Source organism: Streptomyces sp. NPDC042102 (assembly GCF_055582305.1).
Genome location: NZ_JBVJDL010000001.1, coordinates 728,995 through 744,208, shown reverse-complemented (window position 1 = coordinate 744,208; position 15,214 = coordinate 728,995). Strand labels below are relative to the sequence as shown.

The following is a 15,214-nucleotide window of genomic DNA, read 5'->3' as shown; positions in this document are numbered from 1 at the left end:
CCATCCTGTTCCCTGCGGCGTACGTCAGCAATGACGGCCTTCCCACCTTTCCTGCCATGGCCGGGACGGCGGCGCCGGCGGCTAAAATCGACGGATCATGACTGCAACCCTCGTCGTCAAGGACCTCGCCGCCGGCCACGGTGAGCGCACGCTCTTCGCCGGTCTCGACCTCGTCGTCGCGCCCGGCGACGTCATCGGCCTCGTCGGCGTCAACGGCGCCGGCAAGTCCACCCTGCTGCGCCTGCTGGCCGGGCTGGACACCCCGGAGGCCGGTGAGCTGCGGCTGTCCCCGCCCACCGCCGCCGTCGGGCACCTGCCACAGGAACCGGAGCGCCGCGAGGGCGAGTCGGTCCGGGACTTCCTGGCCCGGCGCACGGGCGTGGCCGCCGCGCAGGCCGAGCTGGACGCGGCCACCCAGGGGCTGGTCGACGGCACCCCGGGCGCGGACGACGCGTACGCGGGCGCCCTGGACCGCTGGCTGAACCTGGGCGGCGCCGACCTCGACGAGCGGGCCGAGGAGGTCGCCGACGACCTCGGTCTCGGCGTCGGCCTCGACCTTCCGATGACGGCGCTCTCGGGGGGCCAGGCCGCCCGCGCGGGTCTGGCGTCGCTGCTGCTGTCCCGCTACGACGTCTTCCTGCTCGACGAGCCGACCAACGACCTGGACCTCGACGGCCTGGAGCGGCTGGAGGCCTTCGTCAAGGGACTGCGCGCCGGCACCGTGGTGATCAGCCACGACCGGGAGTTCCTCACCCGCACCGTCACCAAGGTCCTCGAACTCGACCTGGCCCAGCAGCAGATCAACCTCTACGGCGGCGGCTACGACGCCTACCTGGAGGAGCGGACCACCGCCCGCCGGCACGCGCGCGAGGAGTACGAGGAGTACGCCGACAAGCGCTCCGCGCTGGAGAGCCGCGCCCTGATGCAGCGCAACTGGATGGACAAGGGCGTCCGCAACGCCCGGCGCAAGGCGGGCGACAACGACAAGATCGGCCGGAAGCTGCGGGGCGAGTCCAGCGAGAAGCAGGCCGCCAAGGCCCGCCAGACGCAGCGCGCGATCGAACGGCTGGAGGTGGTCGAGGAGCCGCGCAAGGAATGGGAACTGCGCATGGAGATCGCGACGGCCCCGCGCTCCGGCTCGGTGGTGGCCACCCTGCGCGAGGCGGCCGTCAAGCGCGGGGACTTCACCTTCGGTCCGGCGAGCCTGCAGATCGACTGGGCGGACCGGGTGGCGATCACCGGGGCCAACGGCGCCGGGAAGTCGACCCTGCTGGCGGCCCTGCTGGGCCGCCTCCCGCTGGACTCCGGCACCGCCACGCTCGGTTCGGGCGTCCTCGTCGGTGAGGTGGACCAGGCGCGCGGGCTGTTCCTGGGCGAGGAGCCGCTGCTCGAGGCGTTCTGCGCGGCGGTTCCGGAGACCGAGCCCGCCGACGTCCGTACCCTGCTCGCCAAGTTCGGCCTGAAGGCGGCGCACGTCCTGCGCCCGGCGGCCACCCTCTCCCCCGGCGAACGCACCCGGGCGGCCCTGGCCCTGCTGCAGGGCCGCGGGGTGAACCTGCTGGTCCTGGACGAGCCCACGAACCACCTGGACCTGCCGGCGATCGAGCAGCTGGAGTCGGCCCTGGACTCCTACGAGGGCACGCTGCTGCTGGTCACGCACGACCGCCGGATGCTGGACGCGGTCCGCACGACCCGCCGCCTGGTGGTCACCGGCGGCAGGGTCGTCGAGGAGTAACGGCCGCCGGCCGGCGCGAACGCCGGTGCGCGCGGCGGTACGGCCCGGATTCCGGTGCCGTGCCGCCGCCTTCGCGTACGCGCCCCGCGGCCGGACGCCTCGCACGGAAGGCCACCGTGGCCGGATTCGGGCTTGTGCGACCAGAGTGGCCAGTGCGTAATGAAGCCCACTCATACCGGCGCCATACCTCGGGGGACGCATGGAAGCGGAAGAGCACGGGCCCGGCACGCCTTCGGCCTCGCCGGAACAGCCACCGCCGCCGGCGCCCCCTCCGGGCCCCCCGGCACCGCCCCCGCCGCCCGGCCGGCCGCTGACCGCTCAGGCTCCGCCCGGTGGGCCGCCTGCCCACGGCGGGGGGCTGCCGAGCTCCCTGGAGCTGACCATCACCAAACGGCTGCTGTGGGTGGGTGCGGCCGCCTACCCGCTGCAGAACGTCGTCAGGGTCTACACCTTCGTCCTCCAGCCCCGGCGCGGGGAAGCGGTGCTGCGCTTCCTGCGGCGCGTGGTGCCCCTGGTCCTGGCCGCCATCGCGGTGACGCTGTTCACCTTCATCATCGACGTCATCACGCCCGACCGCGGCCGGCCCCGCGGATACCCGAACTCCCTGATGCCCTCCGAGGGCTACGAGGACGAGGTCACCCTCGTCCCCTTCTTCCTCTTCCTCACCTGGGCCATCACGCTGGCGGTGGGCATCTGGCTCCTGGTGGAGATGCTCACCGTGGTGACCGCCTCCGCCCACTACGTCCTGGCCGTCGAGTCGAACGGCCAGTCGACGGCCCTGGTCACCGGCGCCCGGCCGCACCTGGACCAGCTCGTCCACCGCATCGCCTACGCGATCGAACACCCGGGCACAGAGCTGACGGTGGCCGTCGAACGGCTGAGCATCAGCAGCCCTAGCAACTACTACTTCGGCGACGCCGTGAACATGTACGGCGGCACCGGGAACGTGGGGATGTCGGCATGACCGGCGACAACAACTACTATTTCGGCCCCACCGCCAACCTGCACGGCGGTCAGAAGAACCAGGGCATCGTGATCAACCAGGCCGCCGCCCCGGCGGCCCCGCCCGCCGCCGCTCCCCCGGACGCGGAGGCGCTGGGCCGGGCCGTCGAGGCCCTGGTCGCGCAGCTGGAGCGGCTGCGCCCGCACGTCTCCGCCGCGGACGCGCAGACGATCGACACCGCGATCGCGACGCTCGACGAGGAGTCGGACGTCCGGCCCGAGGGCCGCCGCCAGGCGCTGCGGCGGGTCCTGGACATCGCCCAGATCGGCCCGCCGCTCGCCGCGGCCGTCACCGCCCTGCTGCAACTCCTCGGAGGCTAGGAGGCTAGGCCGGCCTGTCCGCGGGCGGGCGCCGGGTCCGGGCCATCTTCTGGGCGACCAGGGTGCGCGGCAGGTGGCGCACCGCCACCGCGTACGCCTTGTAGCGCCAGCCGGTGATGCTCAGCGGGCGACGCAGGCCCAGGTCCTTGAGGGCCTGGGCCACCACCGCGTCGGCCTCCAGCCACACGGCGTCGCGCAGGGCGCTGACGTCCATGCCGGCCCGCTCCTGGAACTCGGTGCGGGTGAAACCGGGCACCACGGCCAGCACGCGCACCCCGTACGGCGCCAGGTCCACCCGCAGCGACTCGCTGAACGCGGTGATCCAGGCCTTGGCCGCGCCGTACGTACCGGTGGGCAGCAGGCCGGCCACCGAGGAGACGTTGAGCACCGCGCCCCGGCGCCGCTCGCGCAGCCCCGGCACCACGGCGTGCGTGAGCCGCATCGGCACGCGCACCAGGAGGTCGAGCATCCGCTCCTCGTCCTCGACCGGGCTGTACGGGAACGGCGCGGCGAGCCCGAAGCCGGCGTTGTTGACCAGGATGTCCACCGGCCGGGCGGCCTCGGTGAGCCGGTCCTCGACGGTGCGGCACTGGGCCGGGTCGAGCAGGTCGGCGGGCAGCACCTCGATGTGTACGCCGAACGCGCGGCCGAGGGTCTCGGCGACGTCTCCGAGGCGCTCCTTGTCGCGTGCCACGAGGACCAGGTCGCAGCCCTTCGCGGCGAAGCCGCGCGCGAAGGCGGCGCCGAGGCCGGCGCTGGCGCCGGTGATCAGAACGGTGGTCAAGAGAGCGTCACTTCCTGGGTGGTTCGGGTGTGCCGCCCGCCGTCGCGGGCGTGAAGGAGTGCGTGGTGGCCGACCCGTAGGCCTGGGCGACGGCCACCAGGAAGGTCGTCTCGTCCTCCAGGTCGCTGCCCTCCGCGCCCACCGGGACGGCGGCGACGCCCGTGTCGGCCGGTGCCGGCGGCTGCTGGCGCTCGTGCTCCTGCTGGTGCTGCGGGAGGCCGTCGAGCATGTTGCGCCGGGCCTCCTTCAGTACGCAGGCCAGCGCCGCGGCGCTGCGCCGGGGCGCGGGGACGCCGGCCCCCGACACGTGGGTGTCCGCGAGCTCCCGGACACCCGGGGGGACGTACTCGCCCAGGATCAGGATCGCGTCCCGGGTCTCGATGACCTTGCGGTAGACCAGCAGGTTGCGCGGAACGGGCGGCCACAGCAGCTCGACGAGCCGGGTGGCGCGCGGTTTGGTGAGCGCGACGTGCGGCACGGCCTGGACCAGGTCGTGCCACAGCGGCCACAGCCGCCAGGTGGTGGTGATGTCGGCGTAGGCGGTGCGCAGGACGAACAGGGTCGGCACGAGGATGGCAGCGGCGCGCAGGAACCCGTGCAGGTTCATCAGCAGGGGCAGGTACGGCATGGCCCAGGTGCTGCCGAAGAGCGCCTTGAGCAGGTACGCGAACCAGAACAGTCCGGCGAGCGCGGTGCCGAGGCCGAACAGCCGCAGGCCCACGGCGAGTCCCCGGCTCTCGGCCTGCCGCCCGTAGCGCCAGCAGACGAACACGCAGGTGGTGTTGGCCAGCAGGTGGGCCGAGATGAGGACGAGCCAGTACGCGAGGGAGGGCACCGGGTCGCCCTGCGGCGGGATGGTGTGGGTGCCGTGGTCGGGTGCGGCGGCGTCGAGGGCGAGCAGGGAGCTCAGCAGGACGACGGTGGTGACGAGGGCGGCGAGCCGGAGCCGGCGGCCCTGGGTGGCGGCGGCGACGAAGTACAGTACGGCGCCCGCCGAGAGGACCCCGATGAGGTTGCGGATGAGCCCGACGGTGTGCGAGTGGTCGGGGTTGCGCATCGCGTACGTGACGACGTCGGGCAGGTTCAGGGTCATCGCGGCGGCCGCGGTGGCGACGGCGAGGAGCAGGCCGCGCTGCTGCGGGGACTTCAGGGCCGCCGGGATGCGCAGCAGGACCGCGAGCCACAGGCACACCACGCTGGGGATGGCGAGCGCGTCGCCGAAGGCCTGGACGGCGGGCACCGGCGGGGCGGGCGCGGCGGGCGCGGCCGTCGCCACGCCGGCGGCGGCGAGGTCGGTCAGCCCGGCCAGACCACCGGCCAGGGCGAGGGTGAGGTCAGCCGCCATGGCGCTTCCCCCGTGGGTGGTAGCCCATCGCGGACTCCAGCTTGGCCAGGGTGCCGTGGGACTCGCCGGCCGGCCCGAGGCCGGCGCTGGTGCGGATCATGCTGGCCAGCATCTCGGCCTCCTGCTCCTGGCGGGTGGTGTAGTTGGTGCGCCCGAGGATGACCGGGGCCGAGCCGCCGGACTCCTCGCCCTCCAGGGAGTTGTGCCCGAACAGGATGTGGCCGAGCTCGTGCAGGACGATGTGTTCCTGGTGCAGGGGCGTCGTCTGGGCCTCGTAGAAGACGTAGTCGACGCTGCTGGTGCCGACCCACAGGCCGCACACGCCGGATTCGGCGGCTTCCTTGGGCAGCGGATGCAGTCTGATGGGGCGGCCGCGCCGCTCGGCTATGCGCGCGCACAGGGCGTCGAGGGAGAACGGATGCGGCATGTCCAGATGGCCGAGAATTGCCTCACACCTCTTGCGCAGGCTGGGTTGCCGGTACGGCATGTGCTCCCTCTTCGGACCCTTGCTCGGGCAGCGTGAGTAGGCATGGTCGGTCGCTGACATGACGTCCCGAGGGTGTGGGGGTGGGCCCGTACGCCGGGTCGGCGAACGGGCGTTCCACCATGCCTACCCATCCTCTGCCGCGCGAGCAAGAAGAAGCCCTGTACAGGGGCCCTATTCGGCCATCGGGGGCCCCTGTACGGGAGGGTGTGCGCCGGCGGTCAGCCGCGCCGCTTGTCGGGGCCGGTGAGCCCGGCCCGGCGCAGGGCGTCGGCCATCGCGCTGTTGGCCGGCGGCGGGCTGTTGTCCCGGTCCCGGCGGCCCGAACCGCCGCCGCGCTGCTGCGGGGGCCGCCCGCCGCCCCGGCGGTCGCCGCGCTCACCGCGCTGCTCACCGCGCTCGCCGCGGTCGGCCCGCTCGCCGCGCTCCTGGCGCTGGCGCGGGGCGCCGCCCGCCGCACCGTCCGCCGCGGCCTCGTCGTCCAGGCGCAGTGTCAGAGAGATCCGCTTGCGCGGGATGTCGACGTCCATGACCTTCACGCGGACGATGTCGCCGGGCTTGACCACGTCCCGCGGGTCCTTGACGAAGGTCTTCGACATCGCCGACACGTGCACCAGGCCGTCCTGGTGGACGCCGATGTCCACGAAGGCGCCGAAGGCCGCGACGTTGGTGACCACGCCCTCCAGGATCATCCCGGCGGCCAGGTCGCCGAGCTTCTCCACGCCCTCCTTGAAGGTGGCGGTCCGGAAGGCGGGCCGCGGGTCCCGGCCCGGCTTCTCCAGCTCGCGCAGGATGTCCGAGACGGTGGGCAGACCGAAGGACTCGGTGACGAAGTCGTCCGGGCGCAGGGAGCGCAGGACGGCGGTGTTGCCGATCAGCGCGGCGACCTCGCCGCCCGCCTTCTTGCCCATCGCGCGGACCACCGGGTACGCCTCGGGGTGCACGCTGGAGGAGTCCAGCGGGTCCTCGCCGTCGCGGATGCGCAGGAAGCCCGCGCACTGCTCGTACGCCTTGGGGCCGAGCCTGGCCACGTCCTTGAGCGCCCTGCGGCTGCGGAAGGGGCCGTTGGCGTCGCGGTGGGCGACGATGTTCTCGGCGAGGCCGCCGCTGATGCCCGACACACGCGAGAGCAGGGGCGCGGAGGCGGTGTTGACGTCGACACCGACGCCGTTGACGCAGTCCTCGACGACCGCGTCGAGGGAGCGGGAGAGCTTCACCTCGGACAGGTCGTGCTGGTACTGGCCGACGCCGATCGACTTCGGGTCGATCTTGACGAGTTCGGCGAGCGGGTCCTGCAGGCGGCGCGCGATGGAGACCGCGCCGCGCAGCGACACGTCCATGTCCGGGAGTTCCTGCGAGGCGAAGGCGGAGGCCGAGTACACGGAGGCGCCGGCCTCGGAGACCATCACCTTCGTGAGCTTCAGCTCGGGGTGACGGGTGATGAGGTCGCCCGCGAGCTTGTCGGTCTCGCGGGAGGCGGTGCCGTTGCCGATGGCGATCAGCTCGACCGCGTGCTCCCGGGCGAGGCGGGCCAGCTTGGCGAGGGCCTCGTCCCACCGGTTGGCGGGGACGTGGGGGTGGATGACGTCGGTGGCCACGACCTTGCCGGTGGCGTCGACGACGGCGACCTTCACTCCGGTACGGAAGCCCGGGTCCAGGCCGAGGGTGGCGCGGGTGCCGGCCGGGGCGGCGAGCAGCAGGTCGCGCAGGTTGGCGGCGAAGACGCGGACGGCCTCGTCCTCGGCGGCGGCGCGCAGCCGCATCCGCAGGTCGATGCCGAGGTGGACCTGGATCTTCGTACGCCAGGCCCAGCGGACCGTGTCGGCCAGCCACTTGTCACCGGGGCGGGCGCGGTCGGCGATCCCGAAGCGGCGGGCGACCATGCCCTCGTACGTGGAGGGGCCCGGCGTCCGGCCGGGCTCCTCCGGCTCCAGGGTGAGGTCGAGGACGTCCTCCTTCTCGCCGCGGAGCATGGCGAGGACGCGGTGCGAGGGCAGCGCGGTGAAGGGCTCGGCGAAGTCGAAGTAGTCGGCGAACTTGGCGCCCGCCTCCTCCTTGCCCTCACGGACCTTCGCGGCGAGCCGGCCGCGGCCCCACATGCGCTCGCGCAGCTCGCCGATGAGGTCGGCGTCCTCGGCGAACTTCTCGGTGAGGATGGCGCGGGCGCCCTCCAGGGCGGCGGCCGGGTCGGCCACGCCCTTGTCCGCGTCGACGTACGCGGCCGCGGCGGCCGCCGGCTCGACGGACGGGTCGGCCAGCAGCCCCTCGGCGAGCGGCTCCAGGCCGGCCTCGCGGGCGATCTGGGCCTTGGTGCGGCGCTTGGGCTTGAAGGGCAGGTAGATGTCCTCCAGGCGGGCCTTGGTGTCGGCCGCGTTGATCCGGGCCTCCAGCTCGGCGTCGAGCTTGCCCTGCTCGCGGACGGAGTCCAGGATCGCCGCGCGGCGGTCCTCCAGCTCGCGCAGATACCGCAGCCGCTCCTCGAGGGTGCGCAGCTGGGCGTCGTCGAGCATCTCGGTCGCTTCCTTGCGGTAGCGCGCGATGAACGGCACGGTGGAGCCGCCGTCGAGCAGCTCGACGGCGGCCTTGACCTGCCGTTCCCGTACGCCGAGCTCCTCGGCGATCCTGCCTTCGATGGACGTGGTCACGTTTCTCGGTCCCGCCTTCGTATGCACTGGAAGGCTGCCATTGTGGCAGGTGGGTACGGCAGGACCGGATAAGCGGTGGCCATCGGCGGAGGTGGTGTCAGGCCGTTGTACCGGCCCGCGGTGTCAGCCCTTGCCGACGAGGCCGGCGGGGAAGGCGCCGGCGGCGACCGCGGTCATCACGAAGCCGCCGCCCAGTTCGGCCAGGCGGGCCAGGCCGTCCGCGCCCAGGTGCTCGTAGGGCCCGGCGTCGAGCCGGTCGGTCTCGGTCTCCACCTGCTCGCGCAGGTCCCGGCCGGCCTCGGTCAGCTCGCCGTCGGCGTCCAGCAGCCCGCGCCCGCGCAGCCGGGCGGTGGCGGCGTCCAGGGTCTCCTGGTCCCAGCCCCGGGTGGCCTTGATCCACTTGGGGCTCATGCCCTTGCCGGTGGCGGTGTGGGTGAGCAGTGCCTCGACGGGGTCCAGTCCGGCGGACAGCAGCGCGACGAGGTGGCCGTCGCCGCGGTGCTCGCGCAGCAGCGTGGTGGCGTGCCACAGCCGCAGGTGCGGCTCCTCGGGCACCGGGAGGTCCGCGTGGGCGGCGTACAGCGGCCGGGCGTGCCGGGTGCAGCCCTCGGTGGCGCGCAGCGCGAGGCCGGCGGCCTCGGCCATCGCGGCGGAGGCGAGGGTCTCCTCGCCGAGCAGCCGGCGCAGGGTGGCGTCGGCGGCGCGGTAGCGGGCCGCGACGACCTCGGCGGGGTCCGCGGTGCGCCAGACGGCGGGCAGGTGCCGGGAGATGAGGTCGTGGCTGTAGTTGTAGAAGGAGGCGGCGACGACCCCGGGGCCGACGGCCCCCATCGCGGCGGACCGGCCGGCCAGGCTCGCGGCGGTCCGGTCCTCGACGCCGAGGGCGGCGAGCTCCTTGAAGAAGTCCGGCGAGAAGTAGACGGTGGCGTGCAGCGGGTTGATGGCGGCGTGCCAGGCGCGGCGGGCGGCCCGGGGAGGAAGCGTCATACGCGGCATCCTAAGCGACCGCTTGGTAGGTGACCAGGTCCACCCCGGCCACGCGGCGCCCGGCGCCACGGGAACGGTGGGCCACCCCGCGCATTCCGGCCGTTCTTCCGCCCCGCACCGGCGGGCCGGCATCCGGTCACCGGGTCGGGACATGGCCTCCGGGCGCTGGTCGGCCCGCGGCCGGGGCGGGTCCGCGGGCCATCGGTGTGACGGCCGAATGGCGATCGCGTGACAGCGGGGGCCATGGACATGACGGGCGACGCGAGGGGTGAATACGGTCGAACGGAACCCCCTCCCCTACCCCTTGGAGCACACGTGTACCGCAGAGTCATCGCCCCGAGCGTGCTCGCCGCCTCCCTGCTGCTGGCGATCCCGGCGTCGGCGGCGAGTTCCGTTCCGGGCGCCCCGGGCATCGGCGACCCCTACTACCCGGCCAGCGGCAACGGCGGATACGACGTCTCGCACTACGACTTGAGGCTGAAGTACGACCCCGGCACCGACCGGCTGGAGGGCACGGCCACCCTGCTGGCCACCGCTGAGCAGGACCTCTCCCGCTTCAACCTGGACTTCGGTCTCGACGTCAGTGAGGTGCGGGTCAACGGGGCCAGGGCCACGTTCGCCCGGTCCGGCGCCCACGAGCTGGAGGTGACCCCCGCGTCCTCCCTGAAGCGCGACAAGCCGCTGACGGTGGTCGTGAAGTACGCGGGCAAGCCTTCGGAGTTCAAGGTGGACGGCTGGTCGGCGTGGCACCGCACCCCGGACGGCGGGATCGCCGCCCAGGAGCCGGACTCGGCCGCCTGGTGGTTCCCGAGCAACGACCACCCGCTGGACAAGGCCACGTTCGACGTGTCCGTCAGCGTGCCGGACGGCACGCAGGCGATCAGCAACGGCGTCCTGCAGTCGCAGTCCTCGCGCCTGGGCTGGACCCGCTACAACTGGCGCTCCAACAAGCCGCAGGCCACCTACCTGGCCACGCTCGCGATCGGCAAGTTCGACATCACCACCGGCACCACCGCGAGCGGCCTGCCGATCCTCAACGCGTACAGCAAGGCGCTCGGCGACAACGCCGGGGCGGCGCGCGCGAGCATCGAGCGTACGGGCGAGGTCACCGAGTGGCTGGAGGGCGTCTTCGGCCCGTACCCCTTCAACGCGCTCGGCGGCTACGTGCCCAACGTGCCCAGCGGCTACGCCCTGGAGACGCAGACCCGCCCGTTCTACAGCCCGCGCCAGTTCGCGAACGGCGCCAACGTCTCGGTCGTCGTGCACGAGGTGGCCCACCAGTGGTACGGCGACAGCGTCTCGGTGGACGGCTGGAAGGACATCTGGATCAACGAGGGCTTCGCCCGCTACGCGCAGTGGCTGTGGTCGGAGAAGGAGGGTGAGGGCACGGCTCAGGAGCTCGCCGACTGGGCGTACGCCACGCGCCCGGCCGAGGACCCGTTCTGGCAGGTCAAGCCGGGCGACCCGGGCCCGGACAACCAGTTCCACGGGGCCGTGTACGACCGGGGCGCCATCGCCCTGCAGGCGCTGCGCAACGAGATCGGCGACGAGAGGTTCTTCGAGATCCTCAAGGGCTGGCCGGCCGAGCGGGCCTACGGCAACGCCAAGGTCGGCGACTTCGTCCGCTACGCGGAGAAGGTGTCGCGCAAGCCGCTGGCCCAGCTGTTCGAGACCTGGCTCTACACCCCGGGCAAGCCGGCCGCCTCGGCCCTGAACCCGAAGGCGGCGGACCCGAAGGCCCGTTCCTCAGCCGCCCCCGGGAAGGACGCGAAGCCGGCCACCGAGCCGAAGTCGTGGAAGAAGATCGCCGCGACGAACACCGTCCACGAGCACTGACCGGATCCCCGTGCGGCCGGCGCGCCGTCGCCCCTCAGCGGGCGGCGGCGCGCCACCGTGCCCGGGCCGCGCGGGCGATCGGCAGGTAGCGCAGCCGCTCCGGCAGGACCGGCACGATCAGACGCACCGCCGTGCTGAGCCGGCGCAGCGTGCGCTCCTGGGCGTCGGTCCACTCCAGCCCGATGGCGGCGCGGGCGTCGGGGGGCATGTAGCCGACGGTGACGAAGGCCCGGAAGCGCAGGAAGAGCCGGCGCAGCAGCGGCCAGGTCAGCCGCAGCAGCGCCCGTACCGGCAGGGACCCGCCCTTCGGGCACGGCAGCGGTACGTCGGTGGCGACCAGCTCGCGGGCGACGGCGGTCGGCCCGATCTCCTCGGCGAGCATCCGGTGGTAGTACGGCCAGTACTCCTCGATGGTCTGCGGCATGTCCCGGTCGTGCAGGCCCAGGATCCGCCCCACCTGGAGCCACTCGGTGTAGAGCGCGCGCTCCTGCTCGGGCGTGAAGCGGCGGAAGAGGTAGCGGGCGGCGTACGTGTAGACGGGGAAGCCGGTGGCGTGCACCCAGGAGTAGCAGGCCGGGTCGAGGGAGTGGTAGCGGCGGCCGCGGGTGTCGGTGCCCTGGATGTCCTTGTGCAGCCGGCGTACCCGGCGGCCCTCCTCGGCGGCCCCGTCACCGCCGTACACCCACAGCTGGACCGAGCGCAGGGAGCGTTCGCCGCGGCCCCAGGGGTCGGTGCGGAAGACGGAGTACTCGTCGACGCCCGCGGCGATGGCGGGGTGCGCGACCTGCATCGTGAAGGCGGCCGGGAGCATGAGCAGCGCCCGCACGTCCCCGGAGATGGTCCACAGCACTCCTCCGGGCGGGGGCGGCTCGGGGTCGCGGCGGGTGCCGGTGCGGGCCGGGGCGGAGGGCGTGAGCTGCGGATTCGTCATGGTTCCAGTATGCGAGAGAGGGGTCCGGCGCGGACTGGCCGTACTCCGGTCAGAAACTCTTGTCCGGGGTGTTACCCATAGGTAACTGCGGCTGCTTTGATGGCGCGGTCGATCTCCCCCACTCCGATGATGGAGCGTTCATGCCGCTCAGCAAGCACCTGCGGAACAAGGCCGCCGCCACGGCCGTCGCGGCCGTCGCCACCGCCGCTCTCGTCGCCACGGCGACCCCCGCCGCCACGGCCGCCGAGTCCACCTCGACGCCCCGGGTCAGCGTCCTGTCGTACAACGTGTTCCTGATGAGCAAGAACCTGTACCCGAACTGGGGCCAGGACCACCGGGCGCGGGAGATACCGAAGACCTCCTTCTACCAGGGCCACGACGTGGTCGTGCTCCAGGAGGCCTTCGACAACTCGTCCTCGGACGCGCTGAAGGCGAACTCGGCGGGCCAGTACCCGTACCAGACCCCGGTCATGGGCCGCGGCAAGACCGGCTGGGACGCCACGGGCGGCGGGTACTCCTCGACCACGCCGGAGGACGGCGGCGTGACGATCCTCAGCAAGTGGCCGATCGTCCGCAAGGAGCAGTGGGTCTACAAGGACGCGTGCGGCGCGGACTGGTGGTCCAACAAGGGCTTCGTGTACGTCGTCCTGAACGTGAACGGCACCAAGGTGCACGTGGTCGGCACCCACGCGCAGTCCACGGACCCGGGCTGCGGCGCGGGCGAGGCGGCGGAGATGCGCGCGCGGCAGTTCCGCACGATCGACTCCTTCCTCGACGGCAAGAACATCCCGGCGAGCGAGCAGGTCATCGTGACGGGCGACCTGAACGTCGATTCCCGCACCCCCGAGTACGCCACGATGCTCGCCAACGCGGGCCTGACGGGCGCCGACTCGCGCACGGGCCACCCGTACTCGTTCGACACGGCGGCCAACTCGATCGCGAAGTACCGCTACCCGACGGACCCGCGCGAGGACCTCGACTACGTCCTGCACCGCACGGGCCACGCCCGCCCGGCGGGCTGGAACAACAACGTGATCAAGGAGCAGTCGGCCCCCTGGACCGTGAGCAGCTGGGGCACGGACTACACGTACGACAACCTCAGCGACCACTACCCGGTCACCGGCAGCTGAGCGGCGTCCGCCGAACGGTGACGGCGGGGCGGGCCCGGAACGGTTCCGGGTCCGCCCCGCCGGCGTACCGCGCCGCGCGCCTGCGTCACGGCGTCTCGTACAGCCCGTCGAGCAGGTCGGCGTACTTGGTGCGGACGATGCGGCGGCGGAGTTTGAGGGAGGGGGTCAGTTCGCCCGAGTCCGGGCCCCATTCCTCCGTCAGGACGCGGTACCGCTTGATCTGCTCGGTGCGGTTGAGGCGGGCGTTGGCGGTCTCGACCGCGCGGGCGATCTCCTCCTGGACCGCCGGGTGTTCGGCGAGGGCGGCCGGCGAGGGGGCCTCGATGCCGTGTGACGCGGCCCAGACGGGGGCCAGTTCGGGGTCCAGGACCAGGAGGGCCACCAGGTACGAGCGGCCGTCGCCGTGGACCAGGGCCTGGCCGATCAGGGGGTGTTCCTTGACCGTGTTCTCCACCAGCGCCGGCGAGACGTTCTTGCCGTTCGAGGTGATGATCAGCTCCTTCTTGCGGTCGGTGAGCCAGAGGAAGCCGTCCTCGTCGATCCGGCCGACGTCGCCGGTGGCGAACCAGCCCTCGGCGTCGCAGGCGTCCTCCAGGGATCCGTCCGGCCGCAGGTAGCCGCCGAAGACGGTCTGGCCGCGGGTCAGGATCTCCCCGTCCTCGGCGACGCGCAGCTCCACCCCCTCGATGGGCCGGCCCACCGAGCCGAGCCGGAAGCCGTCGGGGCTGTTGAGGGTGCACACCCCGGAGGTCTCGGTCAGCCCCCAGGCGTCCATGATCGTGATGCCGAAGCCCGCCCAGAACCGCACCACGTCCTGCGGCATCGGTGCGGTGGCGCTGGCCGTCCACAGCAGCCGGTCCAGTCCGGCCATGCCCAGCAGCGGGTCCAGGACCCGCTCCTTGGCCCGCGCGTACGAGGCGGCCAGCTCGTCGGGGACCGCCTCGCGGCGCTCGCGGTGCCCGGTGTGGGCGCGGGCGACGTCGTTCGCGCGCTCGATGGCCAGCCGCTGCTCCTCGGGGAGGTGGGCCAGGGCCGCCCGCACCGAGGCCGCGAGCTTCTCCCAGACCCGGGGCACGCCGAAGAACTGCACCGGGCGCAGCTCGCGGACCGCACCGGCGACGGCGGCCGGGTCGGCGCACATCCGCACGTGCGCGGCGCGCAGCAGCGGCAGGTAGATGCCCAGGATCCGCTCGGCGATGTGGGCGAAGGGCAGGTAGCAGATGTGCTCGGCGTGTTCGGGCAGCTCGACGCCCCGGTCCAGGCGGACGGACTGGAGCAGGATGTTGCGGTGGGTCAGCCGTACGCCCTTGGGGTCGCCGGTGGTGCCCGAGGTGTAGACGACGGTCAGCGGGTCCTCGGGGCGGGTCTCCCGCCAGCCCTTCTCGAAGGCGTCGGCGCTGTGCAGCCGGGCGCCGCTGGCGTGCAGGGAGCCGTACGTGCGGTGCGGTCCGGCGTCGGCGGCCTCGGCGACGACCAGGCGTTCGAGGGGGACGGCCGGGTCGGCCAGCAGCGGCTCCCAGCGGGCGAGCTCCCGGGCGCCCTCGACGACGGCGACGCGGGCGCGGCTGTGCCGGGCGATGTGGGCGATCTGCTCGGGGGCCGAGGTGCCGTAGACGGTGACGGGGACCGCACCGAGGTGGACCAGGGCCAGGTCGGTGAGCCAGTGCTCGGGCCGGTTGCCCATCATGATCAGGACGTGTTCGCCGCGCCCGACACCGAGGGCCGCGTAGCCGGAGGCGAGGACGGCGACCTTGCGGCGGGCCTCGGCCCAGGTCAGCGTGGTCCAGCCCGGGTCGGCGCCGGCGCCGGCTCCGGTGCCGGCTCCCGTGCCGGTGCCGGTGGCGGTGCGCCAGGACAGGGCGGGCAGGTCGCCGTACTCGGCGGCGTTGCGCGCGAGCAGCGCGGGGAGGGTGAGCTCGTCGGGTCGTCCGGGCAGTCGCAGATTCGTGGTCATGGGCAGCTCCTGGCCGTTTCACATCATTGGTGCGACAGCAATACTGTTGAACCCAAGCCG

Annotated in this window: 12 protein-coding genes; 5 read left to right on the top strand and 7 right to left on the bottom strand. The window is 73.1% G+C overall.

Translation table 11 applies throughout. The features are described from left to right. Positions 1 to 97 precede the first annotated feature (97 nt). The 3 genes from ACZ6KO_RS03065 to ACZ6KO_RS03055 all read left to right on the top strand — a co-directional run bounded on the left by ACZ6KO_RS03065 (position 98) and on the right by ACZ6KO_RS03055 (position 3,058). Positions 98 to 1,735, top strand: a complete 1,638-nt coding sequence (locus ACZ6KO_RS03065; RefSeq protein WP_469299223.1) for an ABC-F family ATP-binding cassette domain-containing protein — start codon at positions 98 to 100, stop codon at positions 1,733 to 1,735. A 199-nt stretch (positions 1,736 to 1,934) separates the two neighbouring features. Next, a complete protein-coding gene (locus tag ACZ6KO_RS03060; protein WP_469299220.1) occupies positions 1,935 to 2,699 on the top strand; it encodes a DUF6232 family protein in 765 nt (254 codons plus the stop codon). After that, the gene (locus ACZ6KO_RS03055) at positions 2,696 to 3,058 is read left to right on the top strand and encodes a hypothetical protein (protein WP_469299218.1); all 363 of its coding nucleotides are present in this window, start codon (positions 2,696 to 2,698) and stop codon (positions 3,056 to 3,058) included. Before ACZ6KO_RS03060 ends, ACZ6KO_RS03055 begins: the two co-directional genes overlap by 4 nt. Positions 3,059 to 3,062: 4 nt before the next feature. On the opposite strand, the gene ACZ6KO_RS03050 is transcribed toward ACZ6KO_RS03055, so the two are convergent. The 5 genes from ACZ6KO_RS03050 to ACZ6KO_RS03030 form a co-directional block, all read right to left on the bottom strand. Next, on the bottom strand, positions 3,063 to 3,842 hold the full coding sequence (locus ACZ6KO_RS03050; RefSeq protein ID WP_469299216.1) for an SDR family NAD(P)-dependent oxidoreductase: 780 nt from the start codon (positions 3,840 to 3,842) through the stop codon (positions 3,063 to 3,065). A gap of 7 nt (positions 3,843 to 3,849) precedes the next feature. Beyond that, positions 3,850 to 5,187, bottom strand: coding sequence for an MAB_1171c family putative transporter (locus tag ACZ6KO_RS03045; protein WP_469299213.1), 1,338 nt, complete (start codon positions 5,185 to 5,187; stop codon positions 3,850 to 3,852). After that, on the bottom strand, positions 5,177 to 5,614 hold the full coding sequence (locus tag ACZ6KO_RS03040) for a hypothetical protein (RefSeq protein WP_401450174.1): 438 nt from the start codon (positions 5,612 to 5,614) through the stop codon (positions 5,177 to 5,179). Before ACZ6KO_RS03040 ends, ACZ6KO_RS03045 begins: the two co-directional genes overlap by 11 nt. Before the next feature lie 278 nt (positions 5,615 to 5,892). Continuing rightward, positions 5,893 to 8,316, bottom strand: a complete 2,424-nt coding sequence (locus tag ACZ6KO_RS03035) for a Tex family protein (RefSeq protein ID WP_469299210.1) — start codon at positions 8,314 to 8,316, stop codon at positions 5,893 to 5,895. 123 nt (positions 8,317 to 8,439) lie between these two features. Then, entirely contained in the window at positions 8,440 to 9,312 is an 873-nt protein-coding gene (locus ACZ6KO_RS03030; RefSeq protein ID WP_469299208.1) for an SCO6745 family protein, read from the bottom strand. A 306-nt stretch (positions 9,313 to 9,618) separates the two neighbouring features. Between ACZ6KO_RS03030 and ACZ6KO_RS03025 the strand changes: the two genes are divergently transcribed. Continuing rightward, positions 9,619 to 11,139 carry a M1 family metallopeptidase gene (locus ACZ6KO_RS03025; protein WP_469299206.1) on the top strand — a complete coding sequence of 507 codons (1,521 nt, stop codon included), beginning with the start codon at positions 9,619 to 9,621 and terminating at the stop codon, positions 11,137 to 11,139. A 34-nt stretch (positions 11,140 to 11,173) separates the two neighbouring features. Here the strand turns inward: ACZ6KO_RS03025 and ACZ6KO_RS03020 are convergent, their stop codons facing one another. After that, entirely contained in the window at positions 11,174 to 12,070 is an 897-nt protein-coding gene (locus ACZ6KO_RS03020) for an oxygenase MpaB family protein (RefSeq protein WP_469299204.1), read from the bottom strand. 140 nt (positions 12,071 to 12,210) lie between these two features. On the opposite strand from ACZ6KO_RS03020, the gene sph reads away from it, so the two are divergent. Beyond that, a complete protein-coding gene (gene sph / locus ACZ6KO_RS03015; protein ID WP_469299202.1) occupies positions 12,211 to 13,200 on the top strand; it encodes a sphingomyelin phosphodiesterase in 990 nt (329 codons plus the stop codon). Between the two features lie 85 nt (positions 13,201 to 13,285). Here the strand turns inward: sph and ACZ6KO_RS03010 are convergent, their stop codons facing one another. Further along, positions 13,286 to 15,154: an AMP-dependent synthetase/ligase gene (locus ACZ6KO_RS03010; RefSeq protein WP_469299200.1), complete on the bottom strand. Its 1,869-nt coding sequence runs from the start codon at positions 15,152 to 15,154 to the stop codon at positions 13,286 to 13,288. Positions 15,155 to 15,214: the final 60 nt, after the last annotated feature.

Bases quoted from the DNA above. Each gene is read 5' to 3' on its own strand.
- ACZ6KO_RS03010 (WP_469299200.1), bottom strand. From the start codon at position 15,154: ATGACCACGAATCTGCGACTGCCCGGACGACCCGACGAGCTCACCCTC.
- ACZ6KO_RS03040 (WP_401450174.1), bottom strand. From the start codon at position 5,614: ATGCCGCATCCGTTCTCCCTCGACGCCCTGTGCGCGCGCATAGCCGAG.
- ACZ6KO_RS03045 (WP_469299213.1), bottom strand. From the start codon at position 5,187: ATGGCGGCTGACCTCACCCTCGCCCTGGCCGGTGGTCTGGCCGGGCTG.
- ACZ6KO_RS03065 (WP_469299223.1), top strand. From the start codon at position 98: ATGACTGCAACCCTCGTCGTCAAGGACCTCGCCGCCGGCCACGGTGAG.
- sph (WP_469299202.1), top strand. From the start codon at position 12,211: ATGCCGCTCAGCAAGCACCTGCGGAACAAGGCCGCCGCCACGGCCGTC.
- ACZ6KO_RS03055 (WP_469299218.1), top strand. From the start codon at position 2,696: ATGACCGGCGACAACAACTACTATTTCGGCCCCACCGCCAACCTGCAC.
- ACZ6KO_RS03030 (WP_469299208.1), bottom strand. From the start codon at position 9,312: ATGCCGCGTATGACGCTTCCTCCCCGGGCCGCCCGCCGCGCCTGGCAC.
- ACZ6KO_RS03060 (WP_469299220.1), top strand. From the start codon at position 1,935: ATGGAAGCGGAAGAGCACGGGCCCGGCACGCCTTCGGCCTCGCCGGAA.
- ACZ6KO_RS03020 (WP_469299204.1), bottom strand. From the start codon at position 12,070: ATGACGAATCCGCAGCTCACGCCCTCCGCCCCGGCCCGCACCGGCACC.